Genomic DNA, 24,846 nt, shown 5'->3' on the forward strand with positions numbered 1-24,846 from the left:
GGCGGTGCGGGTGGCGGAGCCCCCACCGCGCGCGGCACAGCCGCGCAATAACAGCGATGGCGAGCCGGATCCGCGTGATGCGGACGTGGCTCGCCATCGTCATTGTGCGCCGCCAGGGACTCGAACCCCGGACCCGCTGATTAAGAGTCAGCTGCTCTAACCAACTGAGCTAGCGGCGCGTGACTCTCGCCTTCCGCTCTTCGCGGCCGGCGACGAAGAAAATACTACCCGGTCCCCGGGGGTGCTCGTGACCACCCGCGGTGGCTCCTAGATCGTCAGGGACAGCAGCACCGGTGCGGCGCTGCGGTTGAGGGTGTCCGCGGCCTGGCGGAGGCGGTGGGCGTGCTCCACCGGTAGGGACAGGGCCAGGCAGCCCACCGACGCACCCGCGGTGATCGGGACGGCCGCGCAGACCGTGCCGATCGCGTACTCCTGCAGGTCCAGGACGGGCACCGTCGGCGGCTGGGACTCCAGACGGGAGAGCAGCAGCTTGTCGCTGGTGATGGTGCGCGAGGTGAGGCGGGCCATCTTGTGCCGGGAGAGGTGGTCGCGGCGGGCGTTGTGGTCCAGCTGGGTCAGCAGGCTCTTGCCCACGGCGGTGGCGTGGGCGGAGTAGCGGAAGTCGACCCACTCGTTGACCGCGGGGGTGGCCGGTCCGGCGGCGTACTGGGTGACCCTGACCTCGCCGTCCACGTACCGGCTCATGTAGACGGCTGCGCCGACCGAGTCCCGCAGCCGGTCCAGGGTGTGCTGGAGCTTGTCGCGCATGGCCCGCTCGCGGTCGTGCGTCGAGGTGAGGCGGCGCAGGGTGTCGCCGGTGACGTACGCCCCGTCGGTGATCTGCTCGACGTAGCCCTCGCGGCGCAGCATGCGCAGCAGCGCGGTCAGCCGCTCGGGGAGCAGGCCAGTGCGGCGGGCCAGCTGGGTGTCCGTGACGCCGGCGGGGTGACGGGCCACGGTCTCCAATATGCGCAGCGCGTCCTGGGCGGAGTGGTACGGGGCGGTCGGCTCGTGCATCAGCGCCACGGTGTCCCCCTGCGCTCGCCTGTGTGTGGCCGCGAGATCCGGTCGTGGATCCCTATCACGATAACGGGCAAAGGGCCGTTGGGGAGAGGGGGTTGGCGAGATTGTGGTGCCCGCCGCGCCCTTCCCAGCTGCGGTGAAGACCCTCTGGCATATGCCACAGTCATCATCCACCGCCCGGACCTCGGCTCTTCCCGTCCTTGCTTTCGTCCCCCCTTCCCGGTGTCACAGCACCGCGCCGAGGAATTCCCGGGTGCGGTCCTGCTCCGGCTCGCTGAAGATCTTCTCCGGCGGTCCCGACTCGATGACCCGCCCGGAGTCGAACATCAGCACCTGGTCGGAGATGTCCCGGGCGAAACCCATCTCGTGGGTCACGCACAGCATCGTGATGTCGGTGCTGCGTGCGATGTCCCTGAGCAGATCGAGGACGCCCGCGACCAGCTCGGGGTCGAGCGCGGAGGTCACCTCGTCCAGCAGCAGCACGCGCGGCCGCATCGCCAGCGCCCGGGCGATCGCCACCCGCTGCTGCTGGCCGCCGGAGAGCCGGGTGGGCCGCGCGTCGCACTTGTCGGCGAGCCCCACCAGCTCCAGCAGCTCCCGGGCGCGCGCCTCGGCCTCGTCCCTGGACAGGCCGAGCACCTGCACGGGCGCCTCGGTGATGTTCCGCAGCACGCTCATGTTCGGGAACAGGTTGAACTGCTGGAACACCATCCCGATCTTCTTGCGGACCTCCCGGACCTGCTTCTCCGGCGCAGGGAAGAGAGGCTCCCCGTCGACGGTGATCGTGCCCTCGTCCGGCCTGGTGAGCGTCATCAGCAGTCTGAGGATCGTGGTCTTGCCGGAACCGGAGGGGCCGATCAGGGTCACGTGCTTGCCGGACTCGACGGAGAAGTCCAGGTGGTCGAGGACGGTGTTCGCGCCGAAGCGCTTGGTGACGCCGTCCAGCCGGATCAGCTCGGCCGGCCGGGCGTCGGTGACGGACGACTTCGTACGGGTCTCAACGGACAAGGCGTCGCTCCAGGGCTCGCAGAAGAAGGGAGGCCAGGTAGGAGATGAGGATGAAGGCCACCCCGATCACGGTCAGGGGCTCGGTGAACTGGAAGTGCTGCTGGGAGAAGAGCCGGGCACGCCCGAGCATCTCCAGCACGGTGATCACCATCAGCATCGGCGTGTCCTTGAGCATCGCGATCACGTAGTTGCCGAGGGCGGGGATCACCCTGCGGATCGCCTGCGGCAGGATCACCGCGGTCCAGGTCCGGCGCCGGGGCAGGTTCAGCGCCGTCGCCGCCTCCCACTGACCGACCGGAACCGCCTCGATACCGGCCCGGTAGACCTGCATCGTGTACGTCGAGTAGTGCAGGCCGATCGCGAAGACGCCGGTGGCCAGCGCAGAGAAGGTCAGGCCCCACTCGGGCAGCACATAGAACAGGAAGAACAGCTGGACCAGCAGCGGAGTGTTGCGCACGAACTCCGTGACCACCCCGACGGGCCAGCGCACGAATCGGCTCGGCGTCCGCATCAGCAGCGTCCACACCAGTCCCAGGGTGAACGACAGCAGCGAACCCAGGACCAGGATCTGCAGGGTGACCAGCAGCCCGTGCCAGAACTCCGGCATGAAGTCGCTCACGGCGTTCCAGTCCCACTTCATGCGATCCCACCTCCGCCGACACCGGTCGTCTGTGCGCGCTTGAGTTCACGCGCCGCCGAGAACGTGCCGGCGTCCCTGCCGACCCCTGCCTTCAGACGCTTCTCCAGAGCGCGCATCAGCCGCGTGAGCACGAAGGCGATCGCGAAGTAGATCAGCAGCACGTACGTGTAGATCTCCGCGCTCTGCTGCAGGGCCAGCCGCACCAGGTTGGCGCTGAACGTCAGATCGCCCATGCCCATGACCGACACCAGCGCGGTGCCCTTGAGCAGCTCGATCAGCAGGTTGCAGAAGGACGGGACCATCTCCGGCACCGCCTGCGGCAGCAGGATCAGCCTCAGCCGTTGCCAGGGCGTGAAGCCGAGCGCGATGCCGCCCTCCTTCTGCGCCGGGTCGACCGCGTTGAGCGCGCCGCGCACGATCTCCGAGCCGTACGCGCCGTACGTCAGCCCGAGCGCCAGCGCGCCCGCCCACATCGGCACCAGCTGCCAGCCGAAGGCGACGGGTACCACGAAGTACACCCAGAAGATCATCACCAGCGCAGAGGTGCCGCGGAACACCTCGGTGTAGAAGCCGGCGACGAAGCGCACGACCCACAGCCGGTGGGTGCGCGCGATGCCGACGACGAAGGACACCGCCGCGGCCAGCAGCGCGCCGGACACCAGCAGCTGGACAGTGGTCCAGACGCCCTTCAGTACGAGTTCCCACAGTCCCGAGGTCATCCGCCGCACAGCTCCTTCGCGGTGAGGTCGGTCATCTCGGACTTCGTGAAGCCGAAGGGCCTGAGGATCCGGAACAGTTCGCCGCTCTTCTTCAGCTTGCGCAGCTCCACGTTGAAGGCGTCCCGCAGCTTCGTCTCGGACGACCGGAACGCGAACGCACCGCCGTCGACGTGCGGTTTGCCCTTGACCAGCGGCGCGAACGGCCCGGTGGCCTCCGCCTCGGCGGACTTCTTCACCACCTCGCGGGTGGTCAGCGCCGTACCGGCGAAGACGTCGACGCGCCCGGCCTCGACGGCGTTCAGCCCGGCCACCTGGTCCGGGACGATCAGGATGTCGCTCTCCTTGTACCCGGCCTCCACCGCGTACTGGATCTCGGCATAGCCGGTGCCGGTGGCGAACTTCGCCTTCTTCTCCACCACGTCGCGGTAGGTGTGCAGCCCCTTCGGATTACCCTTCCGGACGATGAACGAATCCAGCATCTGGTAGTCCGGATCCGCGAAGATCACCTGCTCGCAGCGCTCGGGATTGACGTACATCCCGGCGGCGACGACATCGAACTGCTGGGAGTTCAGCCCGGGTATCAGCGAGCCGAACTCGGTCGGCACCGGCTGCACCCGGTCCACGCCGAGCCGCTTGAACACCGCCTTCGCCAGCTCCGGCGCCTCCCCGGTGAGACGGCCGTCCTTGTCGATGTACCCGAAGGGGATCTCACCGGCGATCCCGAGCCGTACGACGCCCTGTGCGCGCAGCCGTTCGAGCAGGTCGCCGCCCTTGACGCCGGACGCCGAGGCCACCCGTGTGCAGCCCGTGGCACCCAGCGCGCCCACCGCACCGAGTGCCGCGACCCCCGCGAGCACCGAGCGTCTGCTGTGTCTTTGATCCGACCGGATCGTGTGCACGTCGTTCCCAAGTGGTGGAGCCATGGCGGCGCGGCTACCCAAGCGCACCGGTCGTATGCACCCTGGATTCATGGCCGATCGATTCGTCACCGTCTCGCTCGACAAGCGGGACGTGCACTGCACGGCACGACTGCTGGACGACCGCGCGCCCCTGACCTGCACGGCGGTGTGGGAGGCGCTGCCGCTCGCGGGGGACGTCTTCCACGCCAAGTACGCGCGCAACGAGATCTACGCCCTCTTCCCGCCCTTCGCCTCCACGGAACCCCCACTGGAAAACCCGACGGTCACCCCGATCCCGGGCGACCTCTGCTACTTCTCCTTCGCCGGCACCGAACTGGGCACCAAGGCCTACGGCTACGACCACGAGCTGCGCCCCGGCACCACCGTGGTCGACCTGGCCCTGTTCTACGAACGCAACAACCTGCTGCTCAACGGGGACGTGGGCTGGGTGCCCGGGACCGTCTGGGGCCAGGTCGTGGACGGTCTGGAGCAGATGGCCGAGGCCTGCAACGACCTGTGGCGGACGGGTGCGGCGGGCGAGACGCTGTCCTTCCGGAGGGCGTGACCCGGCCGCCGCCCCCAGGGGCTGCCGCGACGCCACGATGGCGTGACGGCGTGACGGCGTGACGGCGTGACGGCGTGACGCGGTGACGGCGTGACGGCGTGACGGAGTGACGGCGTGACGGAGTGACGCCACGACGGAGTGGCGCCGCTACGCCACGACGGCCGTGACCGGCGGGGCCGAGACCGCCTCGGCCCCGTACAGCGCATGAGCGGCCCGCAGCACGAGATCGTCCCGGTGCCGGGCCGCGACGATCTGCATGCCCACCGGCAACCCGTCGCCGTCGGTGCCCACGGGGACCGTCGCCGCGGGCTGCTGGGTGAGGTTGAACGGATAGGTGAACGGCGTCCAGCCGGTCCAGCGCCGCAGGCCGGACCCCCCGGGCACCTCCTCGCCCGCCTCGAACGCCGTCAGCGGCAGCGTGGGCGTCACCAGCAGGTCGTACCGCTCGTGGAAGCGGCCCATCCGGCGGCCGAGGTCCATACGGACGTCCACCGCGGCCAGATGGTCCAGCGCGCTCGACCTCGCGCCCTGGACGCAGATCTCCCGCAGGCCGGGGTCGAGCAGCTGCCGCCGGTGCGGCGAGAAGCTCTGGGTGAGCCGGGCCGCGCCGCTGAACCACAGGGCGTGGAAGGCCTCCACCGGGTCGCAGAAGTCCGGGTCGGTCTCCTCGACGTAGGCGCCGAGGTCCGCGAGCGACGCCACCGCCCGCCGCACGGCCGCGGCGACCGCCGGGCGGACCGCCACCTGCCCGCCCAGGGACGGTGAGTACGCCACCCGCAGTCCGTGCACGCCCCTGGCCAGCCCCGCCGTGAACGGCTCCGGCGCCGGGGGCAGCGCCGACCAGTCGCGGGCGTCGGGCGCGCCGATGACGTCCATCAGCAGCGCCGCGTCCGCCGCGTCGCGGGTCATCGGGCCCACGTGCGACAGCGTGCCGAAGGGGCTCGCCGGATACAGGGGCACCCTGCCGTACGTCGGCTTCAGCCCGAAGATCCCGCAGAACGCGGCAGGGATGCGGATGCTGCCGCCGCCGTCCGTGCCCAGCGACAGCGGGCCCGCGCCGAGCGCGACGGCCGCCGCGCTGCCGCCGCTGGAGCCGCCCGCGGTGCGGGACGGGTCGTGCGGGTTGCGGGTCACCCCGGACAGCGGTGAGTCGGTGACGCCCTTCCAGCCGTACTCGGGCGTCGTCGTCTTGCCGAGGAACACCGCGCCGTGCTCGCGCAGCCGGGCCACCGCGGGTGCGTCCTCGTCCCAACGGCCCTGCTCCGCAACCGCCTTCGAGCCGCGCAGAGTGGGATGGCCACGCAGCAGCAGAACGTCCTTCACGGTCACCGGCACCCCGTCCAGCAGCCCGGCCGGCTCGCCTCGCCGCCACCGCTCCTGCGACTCACGGGCCCGCGCCAGCGCGTCCTCCTCGGTGAGCCGCACGAACGCGTTCACCACCGGCTGGATCCGCCGCGCCCGCTCCAGGGCCTGTCCGGTCGCCTCCACCGGACTGAACTCGCCCTTGCGGTAGCCGTCGAGGAGCTGTACGGCGGTCAAGTCGGTGAGCTGCATGCACCCTCCTGGTGGGTCAGTGGCCCGGTACGTAACCACGCTTCTTGTCGACCACGTTCACCAGTGATCTGCCCGCCGCCCACCGCTCGTACAACTCCACGAACTGGACACCCAGTTCATCGCGCCATCCGACCGTGTCCCCGCTCATGTGCGGCGACACGATCAGCCCCGGCAGCCCCCACAGCGGGCTGTCCTCGGGCAGGGGCTCGGCGGCGAACACGTCCAGGGCCGCGGCCGCGATCCAGCGCCTGCGCAGGGCCTCGGCGAGCGCGTCCTCGTCGACCAGCTGTCCGCGGCCGACGTTCACGAAGACCGCCGAGGGCTGCATCACGCCGAACCGGCGGGCGTCGAACATGCCGGAGGTCTGCTCGGTCAGCGGTGCGGCGGCGATCACCCAGTCCGCGCGGGCGATCAGCCGGTCCAGATCGCCCGGTCCGTGGATGCCGGTGCGCGGGACCCGCCCGACCAGCGCCGTCGTCACGTCCAGGGCCTTGAGCGTGTGCGCGATCGCCCGGCCGATCGGCCCGGACCCGACCACGCACGCGCGCGTGCCGGCCACCCGCCGGGTCTCCCGGTGCCGCCAGGTCCGCTCCCGCTGCAGCTCCAGCGTGCGCGGCAGATCCTTGGCGACCGCCAGCACCAGGGCGGCCACGTACTCGGCGATCGGCCGGTCGAAGATCCCGCGCGCGTTGGTCACCAACGTGTCCGACGCCGCCAGCTCCGGGCTCATCAGATGGTCCACGCCCGCGCTCGCCGTGTGCACCCAGCGCGGCCGCGGCCCGTTGCCGGGCCAGGCCTCGCGCACGGCGTGCGAGGTGAAGTCCCACACGAGCAGCACATCGGCCTCCGGCAGCCGCCCGGCGAGGCCGGCCGCGTCGGTGTGCACGATCCGGGCCCGGCCGGTGAGGCGGCCGAGCCGCGGGGGCGGGTCGGCGTCCAGGACGAGGAGGGTGGGCAGGGTCAGCGTCGTCATTCGGGGCCGCTCCGAGCGTCTGACATGCGCGGATTGACCACGCTCGCACCGGAACCTACCTTCGTCAACACGGGCGTACCCACCGACCGTTCTGCCTTGTCTCCCAGTGTGAGGCCGGTGCCTGCGATGGACGTCTCCTTTCTCGGCGGCCCCCGCCCCCAGCGCGGTGTCGGCGTGGTGGCCCCCTTCGACTTCGCCCTCGACCGCGAGCTGTGGCGCTGGGTGCCCGACGAGGTGTCGCTGCACCTGACCCGGACCCCGTTCGTGCCGGTCGAGGTGAGTCTGGACCTGGCCCGGCTGGTCAGCGAGCACGAGACCCTCGGCGAGGCGGTGCGCGCGCTGATCGCCGTCGCTCCCGAGGTCGTCGCCTACGCCTGCACCTCGGGCAGCTTCGTCGGCGGGATAGCGGGCGAGCAGGCGATGTGCACGGCCATGAGCCGGGCCGGCGGCGCGCTGCCCTCGGTCACCACCTCGGGGGCGCTGCTGGAGGCACTGGCGGAACTGCGGATACGACGGGTCGCCCTGGTCACCCCGTACACGGTGTCCGTCACCCGAGCCCTGGAGGAGTACGTCGCCGAGGCCGGCGTACAGGTCACCGGCTGCGCCTTCATGGGGCTGACCCGGCATATCTGGCAGGTGCCGTACCGGGACGTGGTCACCATGGCCCGCGCCGCGGTGCGCCCCGGCGGCGCCGACGCGCTCTTCATCTCCTGCACCAACCTTCCGACCTACGACGTCATCCCCCAGCTGGAGGCCGAGCTGCGCATCCCCGTGCTGTCGGCCAACCAGGTCACGATGTGGGCGGCGCTGCGCCGGCTGGGTACCCGAGCGGTGGGGCCCTATCAGGCGCTGCTGGACGAGGCGGCGCGCGACTGGCCCGCACTGCCGGAACAGACACAGGACCGACAGGAACACGGAGAAGGGCTGACATGACGGCACTCGGATTCCTCTACCCGGGCCACTCCGGCGAGGACGACTATCCGCGCATCGAGCAGCTCCTGGGCAGCGACATCCGGGTGGACCTGGTGCACACCGACATCGGCGAGGACGCGCACCGGGCGGACGCACTGCGCGAGATGGGCTCGGCCGCGCGGCTGGCCGCGGGCGTGGAGGAGCTGCGGCTGATCGGCGTCGAGACGGTGGTGTGGGCGTGCACCAGCGGCAGCTTCGTGTACGGCTGGGAGGGCGCCCAGGAGCAGGTGCGGGCGCTCGCCCGGGTGGCCGGGATGCCGGCTTCCTCGACGGCGTTCGCCTTCGTGCACGCGGCCCGGGAGATCGGCGTACGACGGGTCGCCGTGGGCGCGACCTACCCGCAGGACGTGGCCGCGATGTTCGCGGACTTCCTGCGGGCCGGGGGACTGGAGGTGGTGGCGGTGCGGTCGTCCGGCATCGTCACGGCCGCCGAGGTGGGTACGTGGGGCGAGGAGGAGGTGCTGACTCTGGCGCGGGCGGCCGACGGTTCCGGGGCGCAGGCGGTGCTTCTGCCGGACACGGCGCTGCACACGGCGGCGCACCTTCCCCTGCTGGAGAAGGCGCTGTCCAAGCCGGTGCTCACGGCGAACCAGGTGTCGGTGTGGGAGGGGCTCAGGCTCGCCGACCGGCGGGTGAATGCTCCCGGGCTCGGCGCGCTGTTCACCAGGGAGCCGATCGTGCAGGTCTGACCGGCCGGCCCCGGGGCTCCGCCCCGGCCCCCGATCTCCCACCCACCCACCCGACTCGGTCGGCAAAGAGCTTGCCCCCCAGCCTCAGCCTCTGCCCCCCGTCGGACTCGTTCGGTCGGGAGGCTGCTGGCCCGGCCCGTCGTCGGACCCGATCTGCCGGCCGACTGTCCCCAGCCTCGGCTCCGCCACCGGACCCGCCCGCCGGGCGACGGTCCCAGCCTCAGCCTCGGCTCCGCCACCGGACCCGCCCGCCGGGCGACGGTCCCAGCCTCAGCCTCGGCTCCGTCACCGGACCCGCCCGCCGGGCGACGGTCCCCAGGCCCGGGCCTGCCGCCGGATTCGCCCGGCCGGGCAACTGCCCCAGCCCCGGAGCCGCCGCCGGACTGGGTCGGTCGGGCGGTTGTCCATGGCCCTGGCCTCGCCACCCCACTCGGTCAACCGGGCGGCTGCCCCTGGCCCCTGCCCCGTCGTCGGACTCGGTGGGTGGGTGGGTGGAATAAGCGGGGACTGCCTCCTGTTAGAGGGGGAAGACAGCTCACAGCCGGACAACAGGAGGCATGGACCGTGTCGGCAGACGAGATACGGGGCACGACGCACGGGACCGCCCCCGTCCCCCTCTCCGTACTGGACCTGGTGACCGTCGGCTCGGGCCGGACCGCCACCGACGCGCTGCGCACCAGCGTGGAGCTGTCCCGGTTCGCCGAGTCGCGCGGCTTCCACCGGTACTGGGTGGCCGAACACCACTCCATGCCCGGCGTCGCCTCCTCCTCGCCCGCCGTGATCCTCGCCCACCTCGCCGCTCACACCGACCGCATCCGGCTCGGCTCGGGCGGCGTCATGCTGCCCAACCACGCGCCCCTGGTGATCGCCGAGCAGTTCGGCACGCTGGAGGCGATGGCCCCCGGGCGGATCGACCTGGGCCTGGGCCGGGCCCCCGGCACCGACGGGGCCACCGCCGCCGCGCTGCGCCGCACCGACACCCTCGACGAGGGCGCCGACGACTTCCCGGAGCAGCTGGCCGAGCTCACCCGCTTCCTGGACGACGACTTCCCCGACGGGCACCCGTACCGGAGGATCCACGCGATCCCCGGCCCGGTGCAGGCCAGTACCCCCGGCGGCGTCCAGTCGCCGCACCGCCCCCCGATCTGGCTGCTCGGCTCCTCCGGCTTCAGCGCCCGCCTGGCCGGCCTGCTCGGGCTGCCCTTCGCCTTCGCGCACCACTTCTCCGCGCAGAACACCGTCCCTGCCCTCGACCTGTACCGGCAGACCTTCCGGCCCTCCACGGTGCTCGACGAGCCGTACGCCCTCATCGGCGTCTCCGCCCTCGCCACGGACGACGAGCGCGAGGCACGCCGCCAGGTGAGGGCCACCGCGCTGAACATGATCCGGCTGCGCACCGGCCGCCCGGGCCTCTTCCCGGACCCCGACGAGGCCGAGCGGTACGCGTTCAGCCCGATGGAGGAGGAGTTCGTCGCCTCCTGGAGCGCCAACATCGTGCACGGCACGGCGGACGAGGTCCGCACCGGCCTGGACGAGCTGCACAAGCGCACCGGCGCCGACGAGCTGATGCTCACCTCGCACGCCCACCGCGGCGAACTGCGGCTGCGCTCCTACGAACTGATCGCCGACGCCTACGGCTTGCCCACCGCGTAGGCCTCCTGCTCGCCCAGCAGCTCGGAGATACGATCCGGCGGCACCGGGCGTGAGTACAGCCAGCCCTGCCCGGTGTCGCAGCCGATCCGGCGCAGCCGCGTGGCCTGCGCCGAGGTCTCCACGCACTCCGCGGTCACGGTCAGGCCGAGCCGGTGGGCCAGCTGGATCATCGCCTCCACGATCACCTCGTCGGCCCCGTTGGGCGGCGCGGCCACCGTGCTCTTGTCGCCCTCGTACTGGAAGCCGCGCACGAAGGAGCCGTCCAGCTTCAGCACCGACACGGGCAGCCTGCTCAGATACGCCAGGTTGGAGTAGCCGGTGCCGAAGTCGTCGATGGCGATGCGCACGCCCATGTCGCTGAGGGCCTGGAGGGCCTGCAGCGGGCGGCCCCCCGAGCCCATCACGGCGGACTCGGTCAGCTCCAGCTGGAGCAGGTGCGGGGCGAGTCCGGTCTCGGCGAGGGTCTGCGCCACGTCCGCCACCAGGTCCGAGTCCCACACCTGACGGACCGCCACATTGACGCTCACGAAGATCGGCGGCTCACCGGGGTTGTCCAGCTGCCAGCGGCGGGCCTGCCGGCAGGCGGTCTCCAGTGCCCAGCGGCCGAGCTGCACGATCGAGCCGTCCTCCTCGGCCAATCCGATGAACCGATTCGGCGTCAGTGTGCCGAACTGAGGATGATTCCAGCGGATCAACGCCTCCACCCCGCTCAGCCGCCCGTCCTCCATGCCCACCAACGGCTGGTACTCAAGGGCGAATTCACCGCGCTCGATGGCCGGGCGGAGGGTGGATGAGAGGGCCTGGCGGGTCATGCGGTGCGCGTTGCGCTCGGGGTCGAACAGCGTCCAGCGGGCCTTGCCGTCGGCCTTCGCCCAGTACAGGGTCGTGTCGGCCGCCTGCATCAGCCCGGTGGCGGTCGTGCCGGCCGCGTGCCGCTCCACGACACCGATGGAGGCCGTCAGCGACAGCCGCTGCCCTGCCAGGTCGAAGGGCGCCTCCAGGGCCTTCAGCGCGGACTCGGCGAGGTCGGCGAGCTGTTCGGTGCCGGTGGAGTCCTCGACGAGCAGGGCGAATTCGTCGCCGCCGAGCCGGGCCACCAGGTGGGTGCCGGCGCGGCCGTACCCGGCCTCGTCGGCGACCCGGGTCAGCCGCTCGGCGACGGCGGCGAGCAGCCGGTCGCCGACCCGGTGTCCGAGGGTGTCGTTGACGGCCTTGAAGCCGTCCAGGTCCAGGTAGCACAGGCCGATCCGGCCGGTGCCGCTCAGCTCGTACGACTCCGCCTCCAGGGCGCCCGTCAGACGCTCGAAGAACAGGGTGCGGTTGGGCAGCCGGGTCACCGGGTCGTGCATCTGCAAGTGCCGCAGCCGGGCCTGGAGTTCGCGGCGGGCGCTGATGTCGGCGACCGACACGAGGACGCCGGGCCCGGCGTCCGCGAGCGGGGCCACGGTGACCTGCACCCACACCGAGTGCCCCTCGGGATGTTTCAGTCGGCGGGTGCAGCGCAGCCTGGCCTGCCGGCCGCGCAGGACCTCGCGGTAGGCGTGCCAGGTGCGGGCGTCCGAGGCCAGGTCCACCAGATCCGCGGCGACCCGTCCGGGCAGGCCGTCCGGGTCGGTGCCGAGCAGCTCGCCGAGGGCTGCGTTGGCGCTGACGACCAGGCCTTCGCGATCGACGACAGCCATGGAGAGCGGGGCGGTCGCGAAGACACCGTGATAGGTGTTGTGATCACTGTCTGTGACGGCTGACCGGTCGAGGTCTGCCGCGGGCGTCGGCCCTTCGGACGTTCCGCTCACCGCTCGCTCCCGCAGTGCACTCGATCTCTGTCCGTGCCGGAAAGTGTGCCGATCATAGAGGCTGGCCCCGGGCCCTTCCAGCCACTCTCCAGTGTCCATGACGGAGCACAGGTTCTGACAGATCGTTTCTGCCCGCACCTGGGCGGGTTCTTCAGGCCCCCGACCAGTTGTGACGTTCCGTGAGTGTTTCGGGGTGTCGACCGCCGGTGCACGCCGGGCGCCCGAATGGGCGTACTCACCCTTCTGGTTCAGGCAAACAGGACGAACATCATCAAACATGCACAGTCTGGATGAGGTGTCCCGTGAACCGCATCCGGAGGTCCTTCCGTGCCCAAGCTGCGCAGCACCGCCGCCGTGTTCACCACGATGTCGGCGCTGGCCGCGACCTCGATCCTCACCGGCCCGTCCGTCGCCGAGCCCTTCTCGCCGGCCCCATGTGCCCTGCACCGGACCGAGGCCCACCATTCGGAGGGCGTGGACACCTGGAACTCCGACTACTCCCGCCCCACCGGCACGCTCGACGCCGTGATGATCTTCCTCTCCTTTCCGGACGCCGCCCCGCGCACCACCCCGGCCGAGCTGACGGCCGACCACTTCCCGGCCACCAGTCGCTTCTTCGAACAGGCTTCCTACGGCAGGTTCACCCTGCGCCCGCATCCGCTGGGGCACTGGCTGCGCATGCCCCGGCCGTCGGCCTCGTACGCCATGAAGCGCGACTGGAGCGCCGCCGACCGGGCCGCCTACCTGCGCGATGCGTTCGCCGTGGCCGACAAGGAGGTCGACTTCTCCCGCTACGGCGTCGTCTACTTCGTCGCAGATCCGGACGCGCCCGGCGTGGACTCCGATGCGACCAAGGTCGTCAATCTGGACACCCCCATGCACGTGGATGGCACGGATGTGCGCAGGGTGGTCACGGTCTTCGAGAAGCACCCGCCCGACCGTCTGGTCCTCGCCCATGAGACGGGCCACGTCTTTGATCTCCCCGACCTCTACCACCGACCGGTCGACGGCAAGGGGGACTGGGACACCTACGTCGGCGACTGGGACCTGATGGGCAGCCAGTTCGGGCTGTCCCCGGACCTGTTCGCCTGGCACAAGTGGAAGCTGGGCTGGCTGGATCCGCGCCAGGTGGTGTGTGTGCGCGGGGCCGGCCCGACCCGTCTCACCCTGGAGCCGCTGGAGGCCGGGCCGGGCGTCCCGGCGCAGGGCGCGGCGGGCGCTCCCGCCTTCGGCCTCGGCCATGGCGCGAAGCTGGCGGTCGTGCGCACCGGGCCGGACAGCGCGCTGGCCTTCGAGGCGCGCGGCTCGGCCGGGAGCGACCGTGCGGTCTGCCGGCAGGGGGTCCTGGTCTACCGGGTACGCGGCGGCGCGGAGTCCGGCGGCGGACCGGTCGAGGTGGTGGACGCCCATCCGCACACCGAGGCGTGCTGGGAGAACTCGGTCTATCCACCCCTGGCCGACGCCCCGGTCTCCCTCGGGGAGAGCTTCACGGTGCCCGGGGAGGACGTGAAGGTGGAGGTGGAGGACCGGACGGCGTCCGGCGCGTGGACCGTGAAGATCACGCCTGGGGTGGTCGGCTGACTTCTCGGGCCGGGGTGTCCGGCCGACCGTGCGGGTCGTGTGTCGGGCCGGCCTTGAGGGGTGCGGTGTCCGGCCGCCCGTGCGGGGCGCACATGTATACGAAAACGGCGGGCCGGATTCTTTCGAACCGACCCGCCGTCGTCATGTGCGCCGCCAGGGACTCGAACCCCGGACCCGCTGATTAAGAGTCAGCTGCTCTAACCAACTGAGCTAGCGGCGCCTGCTGACGTCGTAGACCTTAGCATCCTGGTCGGCGGGAGGAAAAATCGATATCCGCACGGCTGCGCGGGCCGCCCGCACGGCCGCCCACAGCACCACCTCGGGGCCGGGCAGCCAGGGGTGACGGGTGTCGGGAGCGACCAGCCAGCGGGAGCCGCCAGGGGTGGGGGAGGCGCCGCCCGACAGGGCGGGGACGGTCACCGCGTCCCCCGTGCCGTGGCACAGCAGCGGCGGCACGGCCGCGGTCCGGCTGCCGTGGCCGCCGCCCCATTCCTCCCAGGTCAGCAGCGAGGGCAGGCGCTGGGCCGTGGCCGGGGCGGCGAACAGCAGCATGCGGCCCCGGAACACCGCGACCGGTCCGGATCCCGGGCCCTCGTCCCATAACCGGTCCAGCATGCGGCGCCCGAAGACCACGGGGGCGCTCACCACGTCGAAGACGGTGCCGCAGGGCAGGACCAGGGGGGCGTCGGGGTGCTCCTGCCAGTTCGCGAGCGTGCTGCGCGGATACGTTCCTGTCGAGGCGAGCCAGGCAGCTCCGTCGGGGGTGGCACAGGTGACATTCGGCGTACTGCTCATGCCAACAAGATGTACCGGCTGTGAGTGCGCGGTTCTCCTGAGTTGCGGAAACTCGGGACAGGGGAGGGTGGGGAGGAGTATCTTGCCCGCCTGGCATATGCCAGACGGGCTGGGCCCCGACCCGGACCGACGACCGCATGCGCTCGACGGGCCGGGTGGGCTCGACGAGCCGGCCGAGCCGGCCGAGCCGGCCGAGCCGCACGGGCTGGACGGGCCGGGTGGGCTCGACGGGCCGGCCGAGCCGCACGGGCTGGACGGGGCTGACGGGCTGGAAAGGCTGGACGGGGTCGACGGGCTAGACGGGGTCGACGGGCGTCCGGCCCTCCGTGTCGGCACCCCGCATCAGATCCTGCCCGAACTCCACCATCCGCTTCGCGTAGTCCTCGGTCCACTCCGCCTGCTCGGCGATGTCCGCCGGGGTCAGCCGGTCGAACCGGCGCGGGTCGGCGAGCTGGGCCGCCGCGACGGCCTGGAACTCCACGGCCCGGTCGGCCGCCGCCCGGAACGCCTGGGCCAGCTCCGTCGCCCGGGCCAGCAGCGCCCGCGGATCCTCGATCGACTCCAGGTCGAAGAAGTGCTCGGGATCGGCAGCCGCCTGAGCAGGCTCGAAGATCAGGGGCGCGGGGCGTAGCCGCGGTTCGTTCCGACGCGGCGTGGGCTCCGCCATGTCTTCTCTCCTCCTCGTTCGATCCGGTGGGCACCGCCTTCCGGTGGCCATCGTCCATTGTCTCGCGTGCGGGCAAGGGCACCTCGGCGTCGCCCCGAAGCCCTGCCCGGACACCCGGCCGGCCCGCAGGCCGATGGGCCCGGCGCCGGCGGTCCGGTCATGGCCGCCAGGTCACGCGGTGTTCTCCCAGGTGTGCCAGCACCGCGTGGTTCGCCTCCCATCCGTCCGGGAACTTCACCAGCGTGCCCAGCTGGACCGGTTCCGTGGACGGGTAGTCGTCCAGGAGGTCACCCACTCCGGCGCGGCACACCACGATGCAGGCGTGCCGGTGGCGGGATGCAAGGACGCACAGGCGGCCGGTCTCCAGGTGGAAGGCGGTCGCGTCGGGGCGGCCGGAGAGCGGGTGGAGGACGACCGTGACGTCGTACTCACGGCCCTGGAGGCGGTTCGCGGTGTCGACCGTGACGTCGGCCACGCCCAGCTCGGCGAGCGCCGAGCGGACCGCCGCCGCCTGGTCGCGGTGGGCCGTGCCGACGGCGACGCGGTCGGCGGTGAGGGGGGAAGGGGCCGTGGAGCGCTCCGAGACGGCCGCGCCGTCCCGGTCCAGCAGGCGTCGTACGACCGTCGCCACCGCCCGTACCGCCTCCGGATCCGTGCGCGGGGTGTGCCGGGCGGGCAGCTCCAGCAGGCCCCAGCCGGACTGCGCCGCCTCGTCGATCACCCGGTCCGGGCCCGAGCCGTCGGAGGGGACGGCGAAGGAGAGCCGCCGGTCGCCGTGACCGGTGCCGCTGCGGAACGGGGTGTAGGGGTAGAAGGCGTCCGAGACCAGCGGGGCCGCCGAGGCCGGGAGGCGCCAGGAGACCGGCAGACGGTGCTGCGGCAGCTCCGGGTTGTGCGCCAGCAGCGTCGTCACGGCCGAGGCCGACGGGTCGTAGGACAGGCCCGCCCACTGCTCGCTGCCCACGATCGCGAACGGATCCAACTGGCCCGGGTCGCCCACGAACAGCGCCCGCTCGAACAGACCGGCCACGGCCAGCAGGGAGTCCGAGCGCATCTGGTACGCCTCGTCCACGATCGCGTGCCGCCACGGCTCGTCCGCCGTGACGTGCGCCCACTTCGCGGCGGTGGACAGGACGACCGGCAGGCCCTGCAGGTCGGCCGCCTTCGCCGACGTACGAACGGCCGGCAGGTCGTCCAGTGCCTTGTCGTACGGGTCGGAGTCGCTGCTGTGCAGCCGGCCCACCGGCAGCTCGGGGTTCTTCTCGGCGAGCCGCAGCACCAGGTCGTCCACCTGGGCGTTGGTCTGGGCGACCACCATCAACGGGCGCCCGGCGTCGGCGAGTTCCAGGGCCGCCCGGACCACCAGGGTGGACTTGCCGGCGCCGGGCGGGGAGTCGACGACCACGCCCCGCTCGGTGCCGTGCAGGGTGTCGTGGAGGATCGCGTCGGTGGCGCGTGCCGCCGCGGCCGAGGGATCGAAGTCGACGGTCGTCACAGCACGTCCTCCGCGGTCACGGCGTCGGGCGCCTCCTGCACGGCCTCACCCGGCGGGCCGCCGTGCGTCCACGGGGTCTCCTCCGGGTCGGGCAGCTTCGCGCCGCCGCGCTGCTCGTGCTCGAAGAGGGTGAAGCACACCGCGTCGCCCTTCTCCGGCACCGAACCGGGCTCGGGCTCCTTGCCCCGGCCCATCTTGTCCACGATCCGCAGCACCAGCAGCCCCTCCTCAGCGGCGCCGTCGTACCCGACGAACTCCGCCGCCTGCGGCTTGCCGCCCAGCGAGCGGTACACCTTCGCCCGCTCCGCCAGATGCGGCCGGTCCTCGGTGCGGACGGTCACCAGCGGGCGCGGGCTGGGCCGCCTGCCCTCGCTGTGGGTGAGGACGACATCGGTGACCTGGCCCGCGAACGCCTCCCCGGCCAGCCGCCGCCCCGCCATCACCAGCGGGTCGTCCAGCGCCTCCTGCGCTTCGAGGCGGGCCTGTTCGCGCTCCCGCGTGGCCAGCTTGTTCGCGGCCGTCACCGCGTCGTCGCGGCGCGGCTGCGGGGGTTCGCCGGCCAGGACCCGGTCGCGGTGGCCGGTGAACGACCAGCGGTCGCGGGTCCAGCGCTCCTCGACGTGCGCCCCCTCCGGCAGCGCCCGCAGCAGGTCCAGACCCCGCCACACCGCGTCCCAGGTGGGCCGGGTGCGGCTTTCGACCAGGTCGCGGATCTCCTGCTCGGCGGCGGTGAGCGCGGCCAGCCGGTCGTCGGCCTCCAGGGCGTCCTCGGCGGCGGCCAGCGCGGCGCGGGCGCGGTCGTGGCGCTCGATGGCCGGGGCGAGCAGCTTGTTGTCGAACGCCGGGTCGGTGGCCGGGCCGGCCGGCGGGCACAGCAGCTGGCCGTCTGCGTCGCGGGCCAGCTCGGCCCGGCGGGCGGCCTCGGCGCCGGTCCCCGTCCGCCCGGGGTCCGCCGGGCCGGGCGAAACAGGGGCCGGGGGAGAGTCGATCCAGGCGAGCAGCGCGCCCAGGTGCTGGTCCTCCAGGCCGGACTGGCCGGTCGCCCAGTGCCGGGACAGCACGTCGGTGAGGGCCAGCAGGAGCGAGGAACCGGGTACGCGGGCCCGCTCGCCGTAATGGGTCAGCCACCGGCCGAGCAGGGGGATGCGCGGCGGTGCGGGGTGGGGCGTCTCCGGGTCCTGCTCGGCGGTGCGGCGAAAGCGCATGGACCGGCCGAGCAGCCGCACGAAGTCCAGGCCCGCCCGGCTCGGCACGATCAGCTGGGGCGCGTCCGCGCACAGCTCGACCTCGACCTTGACCCGCTTGCCGGTCTCCGGGTCGGTCTCGGTGCGCTCGGCCGCCTCGACGGCCTCCTGGTAGGAGTCGAGGTACGGCAGGACGACATCGGCCAGGTCGGCGAGGAACGCGAAGCGCAGATCGCGGTCGCGGGGCTGCGGTACGACCAGCAGGCGCGGCGCGTCCCGGTCGGTGCCGACCAGCGCGCCCAGCGGGGCACCGGTCTCACCGGCGGTGGTGAGGGGCACGAAGACCAGGGGGTGGTCGGACAGACGGCGGTGGCGGACGGTCGCGGCGGGCTGGGCGCGTCCGGTGCTGACGGCCTCCAGCCGGGCCAGGGTGGCGATCAGGGACAAGGGGCCACCTCCCGGCCGGCCGTGGCGAGTGCCTCCGCGCGCAGGGCCGCAGCCCGGCGCAGGGCCGCCACCGTCGGGTCGTCGGGGTCGCCGCTCTGCCCGCGGGCCGCCGCGAGGACGTCCGCGACCGTCGTCAGGCCGCCCAGCTCCGCGCGCAGGGGGCGGCCCAGACGGGTGACGGCATCCGCCGCGCGGGAGCGTTCCCGGCAGTGGAAGGCCAGTTCGCAGGCGGACAGGCACTCGGGCGCGTAGGTCGCCGGGACCGCCTCCACGGCCGCCGTCAGCTCCTCGGCCGGCCGGTCCGGGGCGAAACAGGTGCCCTCGGGCAGCGCGTCGGTGATCTCCTCGATGCGGGTGAGCCGGGCCAGCTGGCGGGCGGTGACCGCGCGCTGCTTGCGCACGTCGACGGCGGAGCCGGTGGCCAGGTTGGAGAAGTCCTTGGGACACACCAGCAGCACCCGGTGCCGCACCCGGGGAGCAGGGGTGCCGTCCTGGCCGAGCCGGGCCGCGACCTCCTCCAGGGCCAGCACGTACACCGCCGCCTGCCGGGCGGCCGCGCCCACCTTCGCCGGGTCGGCCGAACCGTCCAGCATCGGGAAGGACTTGATCTCCACGACCGTCCAGCTGCCGTCCGGGTGCACCACCACCGCGTCCGGCTCCAGGAACGCGAGCGAGCCCGCCACGTCCAGGGCCAGCATCGGATGGTCGAGGAGTGTCCAGCCGCCCGCGGCCACGGCCTCGCGCAGCGCCAGCGCCGTACGGGCCGTACGCCCCTCGGGGCCGGGCGCGGACAGATCGGGGACGGCGGCCCCGGCGGGCGGCTCGGCGCCCGCGTCGAGCCGGGAGTGGACCAGGCGCAGCAGCTCCGCGCCGCCGTCCGCCTTCACCCGGGCCTCGAAGGCGTTGCCCCGGGTCAGCGCGAACTGCGACTGGCCGAAACCGGAGGGCGCGCCCAACGCGCTCGCCAGCGCCGCCTTGTCCACCCCGGCGCCGTCCAGGACGGCCCGCCTGCGGCACCCGGGGTTGGCGGCCAGCGCCGCGAGGGCGCGCGCGTCCAGCGCCTTCGCCGGTACGTCGGGACCGCGCAGCTCAGCGAGTCGGTGCCGGAGCCCCTTCGCCCGCGTCGCTGGGGGAGGCGTCCGGGTCGGCTGCGGATGCGCGCTGCGACTCGCGCTGCCGTGGAATTCGCTCACCCGCGGAAGTCTGGCATCCGGCACTGACAATCGGGGAACCAGTGCCTGCCGGGACCGGTGGGGTACGACGGACCAGACGGGCCCGGAGCAGGTCCGCGCCGCGCATCACGCGCGGTGCGAGCAGCAGGCCCACGCCCATCACCGCGACGCCCGCGACCGCGTCCAGGGAGTAGTGGTTGGCGGTGCCCATGACGACGATCGCGGTCAGCAGCGGGTAGGCGACGCCGAAGATCTTCGCCAGGCGCGTGCCGCCGTGGCGCCACAGCATGACCCCGCACCACAGCGCCCAGCCCACGTGCAGGCTCGGCATCGCCGCGTACTGGTTGGTCATGGCGCCCATGCCGCGCGGGGCGCTGGCCTCGCCGCCCCACCAGCCGTACGAGCTGTAGTGGGCCATCGTGTCGACGAAGCCGTGGCTCCCGGACAGCAGACGCGGAGGGCAGGTGGGCAGCAGGGTGAAGCCGATCAGGCCTATGAACGTGGACGTCATCAGCCAGGTGCGGGCCGCGCGGTAGTGCTCGGTGCGGGCCCGGAACAGCCATATCAGGATGGCGGGCGTGATCAGGTAGTGCAGTGAGGCGTACCAGAAGTCGGCCGGCACGCCGAGCCAGGGCTCACGCGTGAACAGCCGGTTGAGCGGGTGCTCCGCGTTGAGGCGCAGGGCCTTCTCGATGCGCAGGATCGCCAGGCCGTGGTCGACGGCCGAGGAGACGTCGCCGCGGGCGAGGAGCCGTCCGGCCGAGTAGCAGCCGTAGACCAGCAGGATCAGCGGAAGCTCGGTCCACCACCGCAACCGGGTTCGCGGGACCGCCCCGGTGCCCGGTGTGTCCGTTTGCGGCATCGGATCGCCCTCCCCCTTCTGCTGTGGTCCGCCCCGGCGGGCGACCGTGCCACTTTACGGTGTCCATATCCCGGCCATGCGGGCGCTCTCCCGGTCATCCGGGCGCTTCAGCCCTCAAAGACGCCGGGACCGCCCGCCGGGTTGCCCCCGCCCGGGGTGAGCGATGATGGAGGGACACCGCTTCCTGTCGTTCTCGTGGCGTCCGTTCGGCGTCGCCCTCCCGGAAAGGTCCCCCATGGCACCACGCATCCTGCTGGCCCGGCACGGACAGACGGAATGGTCGCTGTCCGGCAAGCACACCGGCAGGACCGACGTGCCTCTCCTGGAGGAGGGCCGGCGCGGGGCCAAGCTGCTGGGCGAACGGCTGCACCGGGCGCCGCTCGACGGGCTGCCCGGGGTCGAGGTGCGGACCAGCCCGCTGGCACGCGCGCGTGAGACGTGCGAGCTGGCCGGGTTCGGTGAACGTGCCGAGTCCTGGGACACGCTGATGGAATGGGACTACGGCGCGTACGAGGGCATGACCCCCGCCGAGATCCACGCCGTCCGGCCGGGCTGGCTGATCTGGCGGGACGGCGTCCCGGAGGGGGAGAGCATCGCCGAGGTCACCGCGCGCGCGGACGAGGTCGTCGCGTGGGCCCGCTCGGCCGACCGCGACGACCGCGACGTCCTGGTCTTCGCCCACGGGCACATTCTGCGGTCCATCGGTGCGCGGTGGCTGGGGCTGCCGCTGGAGTTCGCGGCGCGGATACGGCTGAATCCGACGTCGCTGTCGGTGCTGGGCTGGGCGTACGGGGAGCCGGCGATCGAGACCTGGAACGATGTGGGGCACTTGGCCGGGTGATGTGTGGCCATGACTGCCCGCCGCTGGGGAGTGTCGCACAGGAGCGCGCCAAAGGGGCGCGGGGAACTGCGCGACCAGCCCCCACCGGCCCGCAGGGGCAGAGCCCTGCCCGGCCGGCCCCCACGCACCCGCAGCCGGATGACGACCCGCAGTTGAAGAGGCGGTCCGCAGTCCCCTTCGTCAAAGAGGCGGTCCGCGGCCCCCTTCGCTAGGCCCGCCCGGCCCTCGGGCGCGAGGCATGCCGGTCGAGGAACTCCGAGACACCCGAGGCCCGCCGGTGCGGGAGCAGCACCCGCGCCGTTCCCGCCAACATCGTCTGGATGCGGGAGGACTGGACCTGGTCCAGCAGATCCAGCACCCGAAGCGCTGCTGCCGCCGCTTCGTCGGGACGGCCTTCGCGGGCCAGGTCGTCGGCCAGTTCGGCGGTGTAGAGGGCGATGTTGCGGGTGAAGTGGGGGTCCTGGAGCCAGGCCGCGCGGCCGGCGTGGCGCGACGCCCGACGCCAGTCGCCCAGCGTCGACCAGCACTGCGCCTCCAGTCCCTCCAGCTCGGCCTCTCCGTAGAAGCTCATCCACTCGGGGTCGGCCTCGCAGCGGCCCCGCTCGAAGAGGGCCTGCGCGCGGGCCAGTGCCTGCTCGCAGCCGGTGCGGTCGGCGAGGCCCGCCCAGCCGCCCGCCTCGCGCAGCGCGAGCAGGGACAGCAGGCGCGGCGAGCCCAGGTGGCGGGCGGCGCGCTGGGCGGCCTGCGCCGCGCGTACCGCCTCGCGGGGGCGGCCCGCGTCGCGGGCCAGGAACGCCGTGTTGCAGAAGGCGTGGGCCTCCAGGCCCGGGTCGCCGGTCATACGGGCGGTGGCCAGAGCCTCCGCGTAGTGCGAGCGTGCGTCGTCGAAGCGGCCGGAGTCGTGGGCCAGCCAGCCCACGGAGATGGCGAGTTCACCCGCGCCCGAGTGCAGCCTCTCGGCGGTCGTCTGCCGGGTCGCGCCGGCGTCGAGCAGCGCGTAGGCGGCGCGCAGGGGAGCCGCCGCGCGCCGGTACAGACCGTCTGCGCCGTGCCGGTCGTCGAGCAGCCGGATGCGGCGGACGGCCTCCTCCAGGGCGGTGGCCTCCGGGGTTCCGGCGCGGCGCAGCGGCCGGGCAGCCGCCGCGGCACCGGTGGTGAGCCCCAGCGGGCTCAGCGTGGCGGCGGCCATCGTGACGCCCCCGCCGGTCATGAATGCGCGACGCAGCACGTCGCTCTCCTCGTGGTTCAGTGGGTCGTTCTCGTGCGGTTCGTGCGGGTTCTGCGGGTCGTACCGGTCCTGCGTGTCATACGGCTCGTGGGCCCCTTGCGTCTCAGCGGTGGCGAGCGCCGGGGGCGCGTCCGCGGCCGTACGGGCCGCTCGTCCGCGGACGGACGAGCGCGGCGCGAAGCCGAGGTCGGTGAGCGTGCGACCGGGGAACATATGGAGGAACACCCGTTCGTACGCGTAGTTCGGGCAGCGGATCTCACCCGCCTCGACCCTGCCGACGTAACGCGCGTCACAGCTCACCCGCTCGCCGATCTCGCGCGCGGCCCGCCGCACCAGCGCCGCGAACTCGGCCGGTGAGCGCCGCCCGCGCAGCTGCCGGAAGGCGAGGTTCGGCCGTACTGGCCGTTCGGGCTGTGACGAGGTCTCGGTTGACGACGCCATGGCCGGTCCTCTCGTGCGAACCGTCGAACCATGCCGGATCCGGGGTGGATTCGGGCTGAGTTGTCCGCGTGACACCCTGGTTCCGGCGAGCAAGAACGTACCTGCTGTGATGGGTCCGCCACGCAGGGTTTAGCTACAAACCGGATATCTCATCCACGATCTGCCATGAACTGCCATCCTTTGCGGCGCACTTGTGCCGTAGCCGTTGACGTGCTCGCGCGTTGAGCACCATGGACTGCAACAGGCGTGGTGGAGGCCGGCATGGAGACCAGCCAGAGCAACGATCCTTGTACATCGGGCACATCCGTTGTGCCGGGCGTGTCGCCGTCGCCGGGTGTGTCGCCGACGGCCGGTGGCGCGGCGTGCGACCTCGTGACGGTGCCGGCCCGGCAGGGGCTGGAGGCGGTCGACATCCTGCGACGCGGGGTCGGCGAGACGGTGGGACCCGTGCTGCACGACGGCGGCTGCGACACCCTCGGCTTCCTGGTGCCGGCCGGCACCGCCGCCTGCTGGGACGTGCCGGGCAGCATCTGCACCGAGACGAACGGGCAGGGGCTGCGGCTGGACCCGGCGCCGCCGGTGGAGGGCTCGGACTGGCTGCTGCCGCCCGGCGAGGCCCACCTCGCGACCGACCCCGTGGTGCTGCGCCGGGCCCTCGGGGAGGCGGCCCGGCTGATCGAGGCCGCCGACAGCCGCCGGTGAAGCACGTGCCCCCGGCAGCTGCGAAAATGGACCGATGGGCAGGTCCAGGAACAACCGGCGCAGGTCGGCCGCCGTCGAGGCCGTGGTGGAAGCGGTCGACGGCGGGCTCGCGGAACTCATACCCGACCCGGACCGCTCCCGGGCCTGGACGCTGCTGATCGACGGGGCGCCCCAGTCGCACGTCGACCTGGACGACCCGGCCCACCTCTCCTTCGAGTACCAGCGCCGCCTCGGTCATGTCATCGACCTCGCCGCCCCGCCCGGCAGGCCGGTGCAGGCCGTGCACCTGGGAGGCGGCGCGTTCACCCTCGCCCGGTACGTCGCCGCCACCCGGCCCCGCTCCACCCAGCAGATCGTCGAGCGGGACGCGGCCCTCGTCCAACTGGTCCGCCGTGAGCTGCCGTTGGACCCGAACGCCCGGATCCGGGTGCGGTCGGCGGACGCCCGTCAGGGGCTGGCCAAGGTGCCGGACGGCTGGGCCGACCTGGTCGTCGTCGATGTCTTCAGCGGCGCCCGGACCCCCGCCCACCTCACCTCCACCGAGTTCCTTGACGAGGTCCGCCGGGCCCTGAAGCCCTCCGGTGTCTACGCAGCCAACCTCGCCGACGGCCCGCCGCTCGCCCATCTGCGCGGTCAGATCGCCACCGCCGCGGCCCGCTTCCCGGAGGTCGCCCTGGTCGCGGACCCGGCCGTGCTGCGCGGCAAGCGCTTCGGCAATGCCGTCCTGGTCGCCTGCGACCTCCCGCTCCCGCTCGCCGAACTCACCCGCCGGGCGGCCTCCGACCCCCACCCCGCGCGGGTCGAACACGGCAAGCAGCTCTCCGACTTCACCGGCGGCGCCCTGCCGGTGACGGACGAGGCGGCGGTGGCCTCCCCGGCCCCGCCGCCCTCGGTGTTCCGCTAGGACCTCTCCGTCGGATCGTGCCGGGACCGAAAGAAGGGC

General features: G+C 72.7%; 23 protein-coding genes and 2 tRNA genes. 8 read left to right on the forward strand and 17 right to left on the reverse strand.

The annotated features are described in order from the left end of the window. Positions 1–105: 105 nt before the first annotated feature. From AB0H32_RS23850 to ehuB, 6 genes are all read right to left on the reverse strand, one after another. Positions 106–179 (reverse strand) — tRNA-Lys (locus tag AB0H32_RS23850). Positions 180–267: 88 nt separating this feature from the next. Beyond that, positions 268–1,026: an IclR family transcriptional regulator C-terminal domain-containing protein gene (locus tag AB0H32_RS23855; RefSeq protein ID WP_361124061.1), complete on the reverse strand. Its 759-nt coding sequence runs from the start codon at positions 1,024–1,026 to the stop codon at positions 268–270. 222 nt (positions 1,027–1,248) lie between these two features. Further along, positions 1,249–2,031, reverse strand: coding sequence for an ectoine/hydroxyectoine ABC transporter ATP-binding protein EhuA (gene ehuA, locus AB0H32_RS23860; protein WP_361124063.1), 783 nt, complete (start codon positions 2,029–2,031; stop codon positions 1,249–1,251). Then, a complete protein-coding gene (gene ehuD, locus AB0H32_RS23865) occupies positions 2,021–2,671 on the reverse strand; it encodes an ectoine/hydroxyectoine ABC transporter permease subunit EhuD (RefSeq protein WP_361124065.1) in 651 nt (216 codons plus the stop codon). The genes ehuA and ehuD overlap by 11 nt, the downstream gene beginning before the upstream one ends. Next, positions 2,668–3,390: an ectoine/hydroxyectoine ABC transporter permease subunit EhuC gene (gene ehuC, locus AB0H32_RS23870; protein ID WP_361124067.1), complete on the reverse strand. Its 723-nt coding sequence runs from the start codon at positions 3,388–3,390 to the stop codon at positions 2,668–2,670. Before ehuC ends, ehuD begins: the two co-directional genes overlap by 4 nt. After that, positions 3,387–4,313: an ectoine/hydroxyectoine ABC transporter substrate-binding protein EhuB gene (gene ehuB / locus AB0H32_RS23875; protein WP_361124069.1), complete on the reverse strand. Its 927-nt coding sequence runs from the start codon at positions 4,311–4,313 to the stop codon at positions 3,387–3,389. Before ehuB ends, ehuC begins: the two co-directional genes overlap by 4 nt. A 46-nt stretch (positions 4,314–4,359) precedes the next feature. On the opposite strand from ehuB, the gene AB0H32_RS23880 reads away from it, so the two are divergent. Then, positions 4,360–4,854 (forward strand): DUF3830 family protein, encoded by a 495-nt coding sequence (locus AB0H32_RS23880; protein WP_361124071.1) that lies wholly within the window; start codon positions 4,360–4,362, stop codon positions 4,852–4,854. A 147-nt stretch (positions 4,855–5,001) separates the two neighbouring features. On the opposite strand, the gene AB0H32_RS23885 is transcribed toward AB0H32_RS23880, so the two are convergent. Together AB0H32_RS23885 and AB0H32_RS23890 are read right to left on the reverse strand one after the other, a co-directional pair. After that, the gene (locus AB0H32_RS23885) at positions 5,002–6,408 is read right to left on the reverse strand and encodes an amidase (protein ID WP_361124073.1); all 1,407 of its coding nucleotides are present in this window, start codon (positions 6,406–6,408) and stop codon (positions 5,002–5,004) included. Between the two features lie 16 nt (positions 6,409–6,424). Next, positions 6,425–7,372 (reverse strand): D-2-hydroxyacid dehydrogenase, encoded by a 948-nt coding sequence (locus tag AB0H32_RS23890; RefSeq protein ID WP_361124133.1) that lies wholly within the window; start codon positions 7,370–7,372, stop codon positions 6,425–6,427. A gap of 135 nt (positions 7,373–7,507) precedes the next feature. Between AB0H32_RS23890 and AB0H32_RS23895 the strand changes: the two genes are divergently transcribed. The 3 genes from AB0H32_RS23895 to AB0H32_RS23905 all read left to right on the forward strand — a co-directional run bounded on the left by AB0H32_RS23895 (position 7,508) and on the right by AB0H32_RS23905 (position 10,695). Further along, positions 7,508–8,314 carry a decarboxylase gene (locus AB0H32_RS23895; protein ID WP_361124075.1) on the forward strand — a complete coding sequence of 269 codons (807 nt, stop codon included), beginning with the start codon at positions 7,508–7,510 and terminating at the stop codon, positions 8,312–8,314. Further along, on the forward strand, positions 8,311–9,042 hold the full coding sequence (locus AB0H32_RS23900; RefSeq protein ID WP_361124077.1) for a decarboxylase: 732 nt from the start codon (positions 8,311–8,313) through the stop codon (positions 9,040–9,042). The genes AB0H32_RS23895 and AB0H32_RS23900 overlap by 4 nt, the downstream gene beginning before the upstream one ends. Before the next feature lie 564 nt (positions 9,043–9,606). Further along, entirely contained in the window at positions 9,607–10,695 is a 1,089-nt protein-coding gene (locus tag AB0H32_RS23905; protein WP_361124079.1) for an LLM class flavin-dependent oxidoreductase, read from the forward strand. On the opposite strand, the gene AB0H32_RS23910 is transcribed toward AB0H32_RS23905, so the two are convergent. After that, positions 10,674–12,488: a bifunctional diguanylate cyclase/phosphodiesterase gene (locus AB0H32_RS23910; RefSeq protein ID WP_361124080.1), complete on the reverse strand. Its 1,815-nt coding sequence runs from the start codon at positions 12,486–12,488 to the stop codon at positions 10,674–10,676. The two genes, AB0H32_RS23905 and AB0H32_RS23910, sit on opposite strands and share 22 nt — an antisense overlap. Before the next feature lie 327 nt (positions 12,489–12,815). Between AB0H32_RS23910 and AB0H32_RS23915 the strand changes: the two genes are divergently transcribed. Continuing rightward, positions 12,816–14,069: a M6 family metalloprotease domain-containing protein gene (locus AB0H32_RS23915; RefSeq protein WP_361124082.1), complete on the forward strand. Its 1,254-nt coding sequence runs from the start codon at positions 12,816–12,818 to the stop codon at positions 14,067–14,069. Positions 14,070–14,215: 146 nt separating this feature from the next. On the opposite strand, the gene AB0H32_RS23920 is transcribed toward AB0H32_RS23915, so the two are convergent. The 7 genes from AB0H32_RS23920 to AB0H32_RS23950 all read right to left on the reverse strand — a co-directional run bounded on the left by AB0H32_RS23920 (position 14,216) and on the right by AB0H32_RS23950 (position 20,691). Further along, positions 14,216–14,289 (reverse strand) — tRNA-Lys (locus tag AB0H32_RS23920). Then, positions 14,280–14,864: a hypothetical protein gene (locus AB0H32_RS23925; RefSeq protein ID WP_361124084.1), complete on the reverse strand. Its 585-nt coding sequence runs from the start codon at positions 14,862–14,864 to the stop codon at positions 14,280–14,282. The genes AB0H32_RS23920 and AB0H32_RS23925 overlap by 10 nt, the downstream gene beginning before the upstream one ends. Positions 14,865–15,159: 295 nt before the next feature. Continuing rightward, positions 15,160–15,531, reverse strand: coding sequence for a hypothetical protein (locus AB0H32_RS23930; RefSeq protein ID WP_361124086.1), 372 nt, complete (start codon positions 15,529–15,531; stop codon positions 15,160–15,162). Between the two features lie 157 nt (positions 15,532–15,688). After that, positions 15,689–17,026 carry an AAA domain-containing protein gene (locus tag AB0H32_RS23935; protein WP_361124088.1) on the reverse strand — a complete coding sequence of 446 codons (1,338 nt, stop codon included), beginning with the start codon at positions 17,024–17,026 and terminating at the stop codon, positions 15,689–15,691. Then, positions 17,023–18,657: a hypothetical protein gene (locus tag AB0H32_RS23940; RefSeq protein WP_361124090.1), complete on the reverse strand. Its 1,635-nt coding sequence runs from the start codon at positions 18,655–18,657 to the stop codon at positions 17,023–17,025. Before AB0H32_RS23940 ends, AB0H32_RS23935 begins: the two co-directional genes overlap by 4 nt. After that, on the reverse strand, positions 18,648–19,745 hold the full coding sequence (locus AB0H32_RS23945; protein WP_361124135.1) for a hypothetical protein: 1,098 nt from the start codon (positions 19,743–19,745) through the stop codon (positions 18,648–18,650). The genes AB0H32_RS23940 and AB0H32_RS23945 overlap by 10 nt, the downstream gene beginning before the upstream one ends. Before the next feature lies 1 nt (position 19,746). Beyond that, complete coding sequence (locus AB0H32_RS23950) at positions 19,747–20,691, reverse strand: phosphatase PAP2 family protein (RefSeq protein ID WP_361124092.1); 945 nt, start codon at positions 20,689–20,691, stop codon at positions 19,747–19,749. A gap of 235 nt (positions 20,692–20,926) precedes the next feature. Here AB0H32_RS23950 and AB0H32_RS23955 point away from each other — a divergent pair, with 235 nt between their 5' ends. Continuing rightward, positions 20,927–21,532 carry a histidine phosphatase family protein gene (locus AB0H32_RS23955; RefSeq protein WP_361124094.1) on the forward strand — a complete coding sequence of 202 codons (606 nt, stop codon included), beginning with the start codon at positions 20,927–20,929 and terminating at the stop codon, positions 21,530–21,532. Between the two features lie 208 nt (positions 21,533–21,740). On the opposite strand, the gene AB0H32_RS23960 is transcribed toward AB0H32_RS23955, so the two are convergent. After that, positions 21,741–23,201: a hypothetical protein gene (locus AB0H32_RS23960; protein ID WP_361124096.1), complete on the reverse strand. Its 1,461-nt coding sequence runs from the start codon at positions 23,199–23,201 to the stop codon at positions 21,741–21,743. A 246-nt stretch (positions 23,202–23,447) separates the two neighbouring features. On the opposite strand from AB0H32_RS23960, the gene AB0H32_RS23965 reads away from it, so the two are divergent. Next, positions 23,448–23,903, forward strand: coding sequence for a hypothetical protein (locus AB0H32_RS23965; RefSeq protein ID WP_361124098.1), 456 nt, complete (start codon positions 23,448–23,450; stop codon positions 23,901–23,903). A gap of 34 nt (positions 23,904–23,937) precedes the next feature. After that, the gene (locus AB0H32_RS23970) at positions 23,938–24,807 is read left to right on the forward strand and encodes a fused MFS/spermidine synthase (RefSeq protein ID WP_361124099.1); all 870 of its coding nucleotides are present in this window, start codon (positions 23,938–23,940) and stop codon (positions 24,805–24,807) included. Positions 24,808–24,846 lie beyond the last annotated feature (39 nt).

Source organism: Streptomyces sp. NPDC020362 (assembly GCF_040642095.1).
GTDB lineage: Bacteria > Actinomycetota > Actinomycetes > Streptomycetales > Streptomycetaceae > Streptomyces.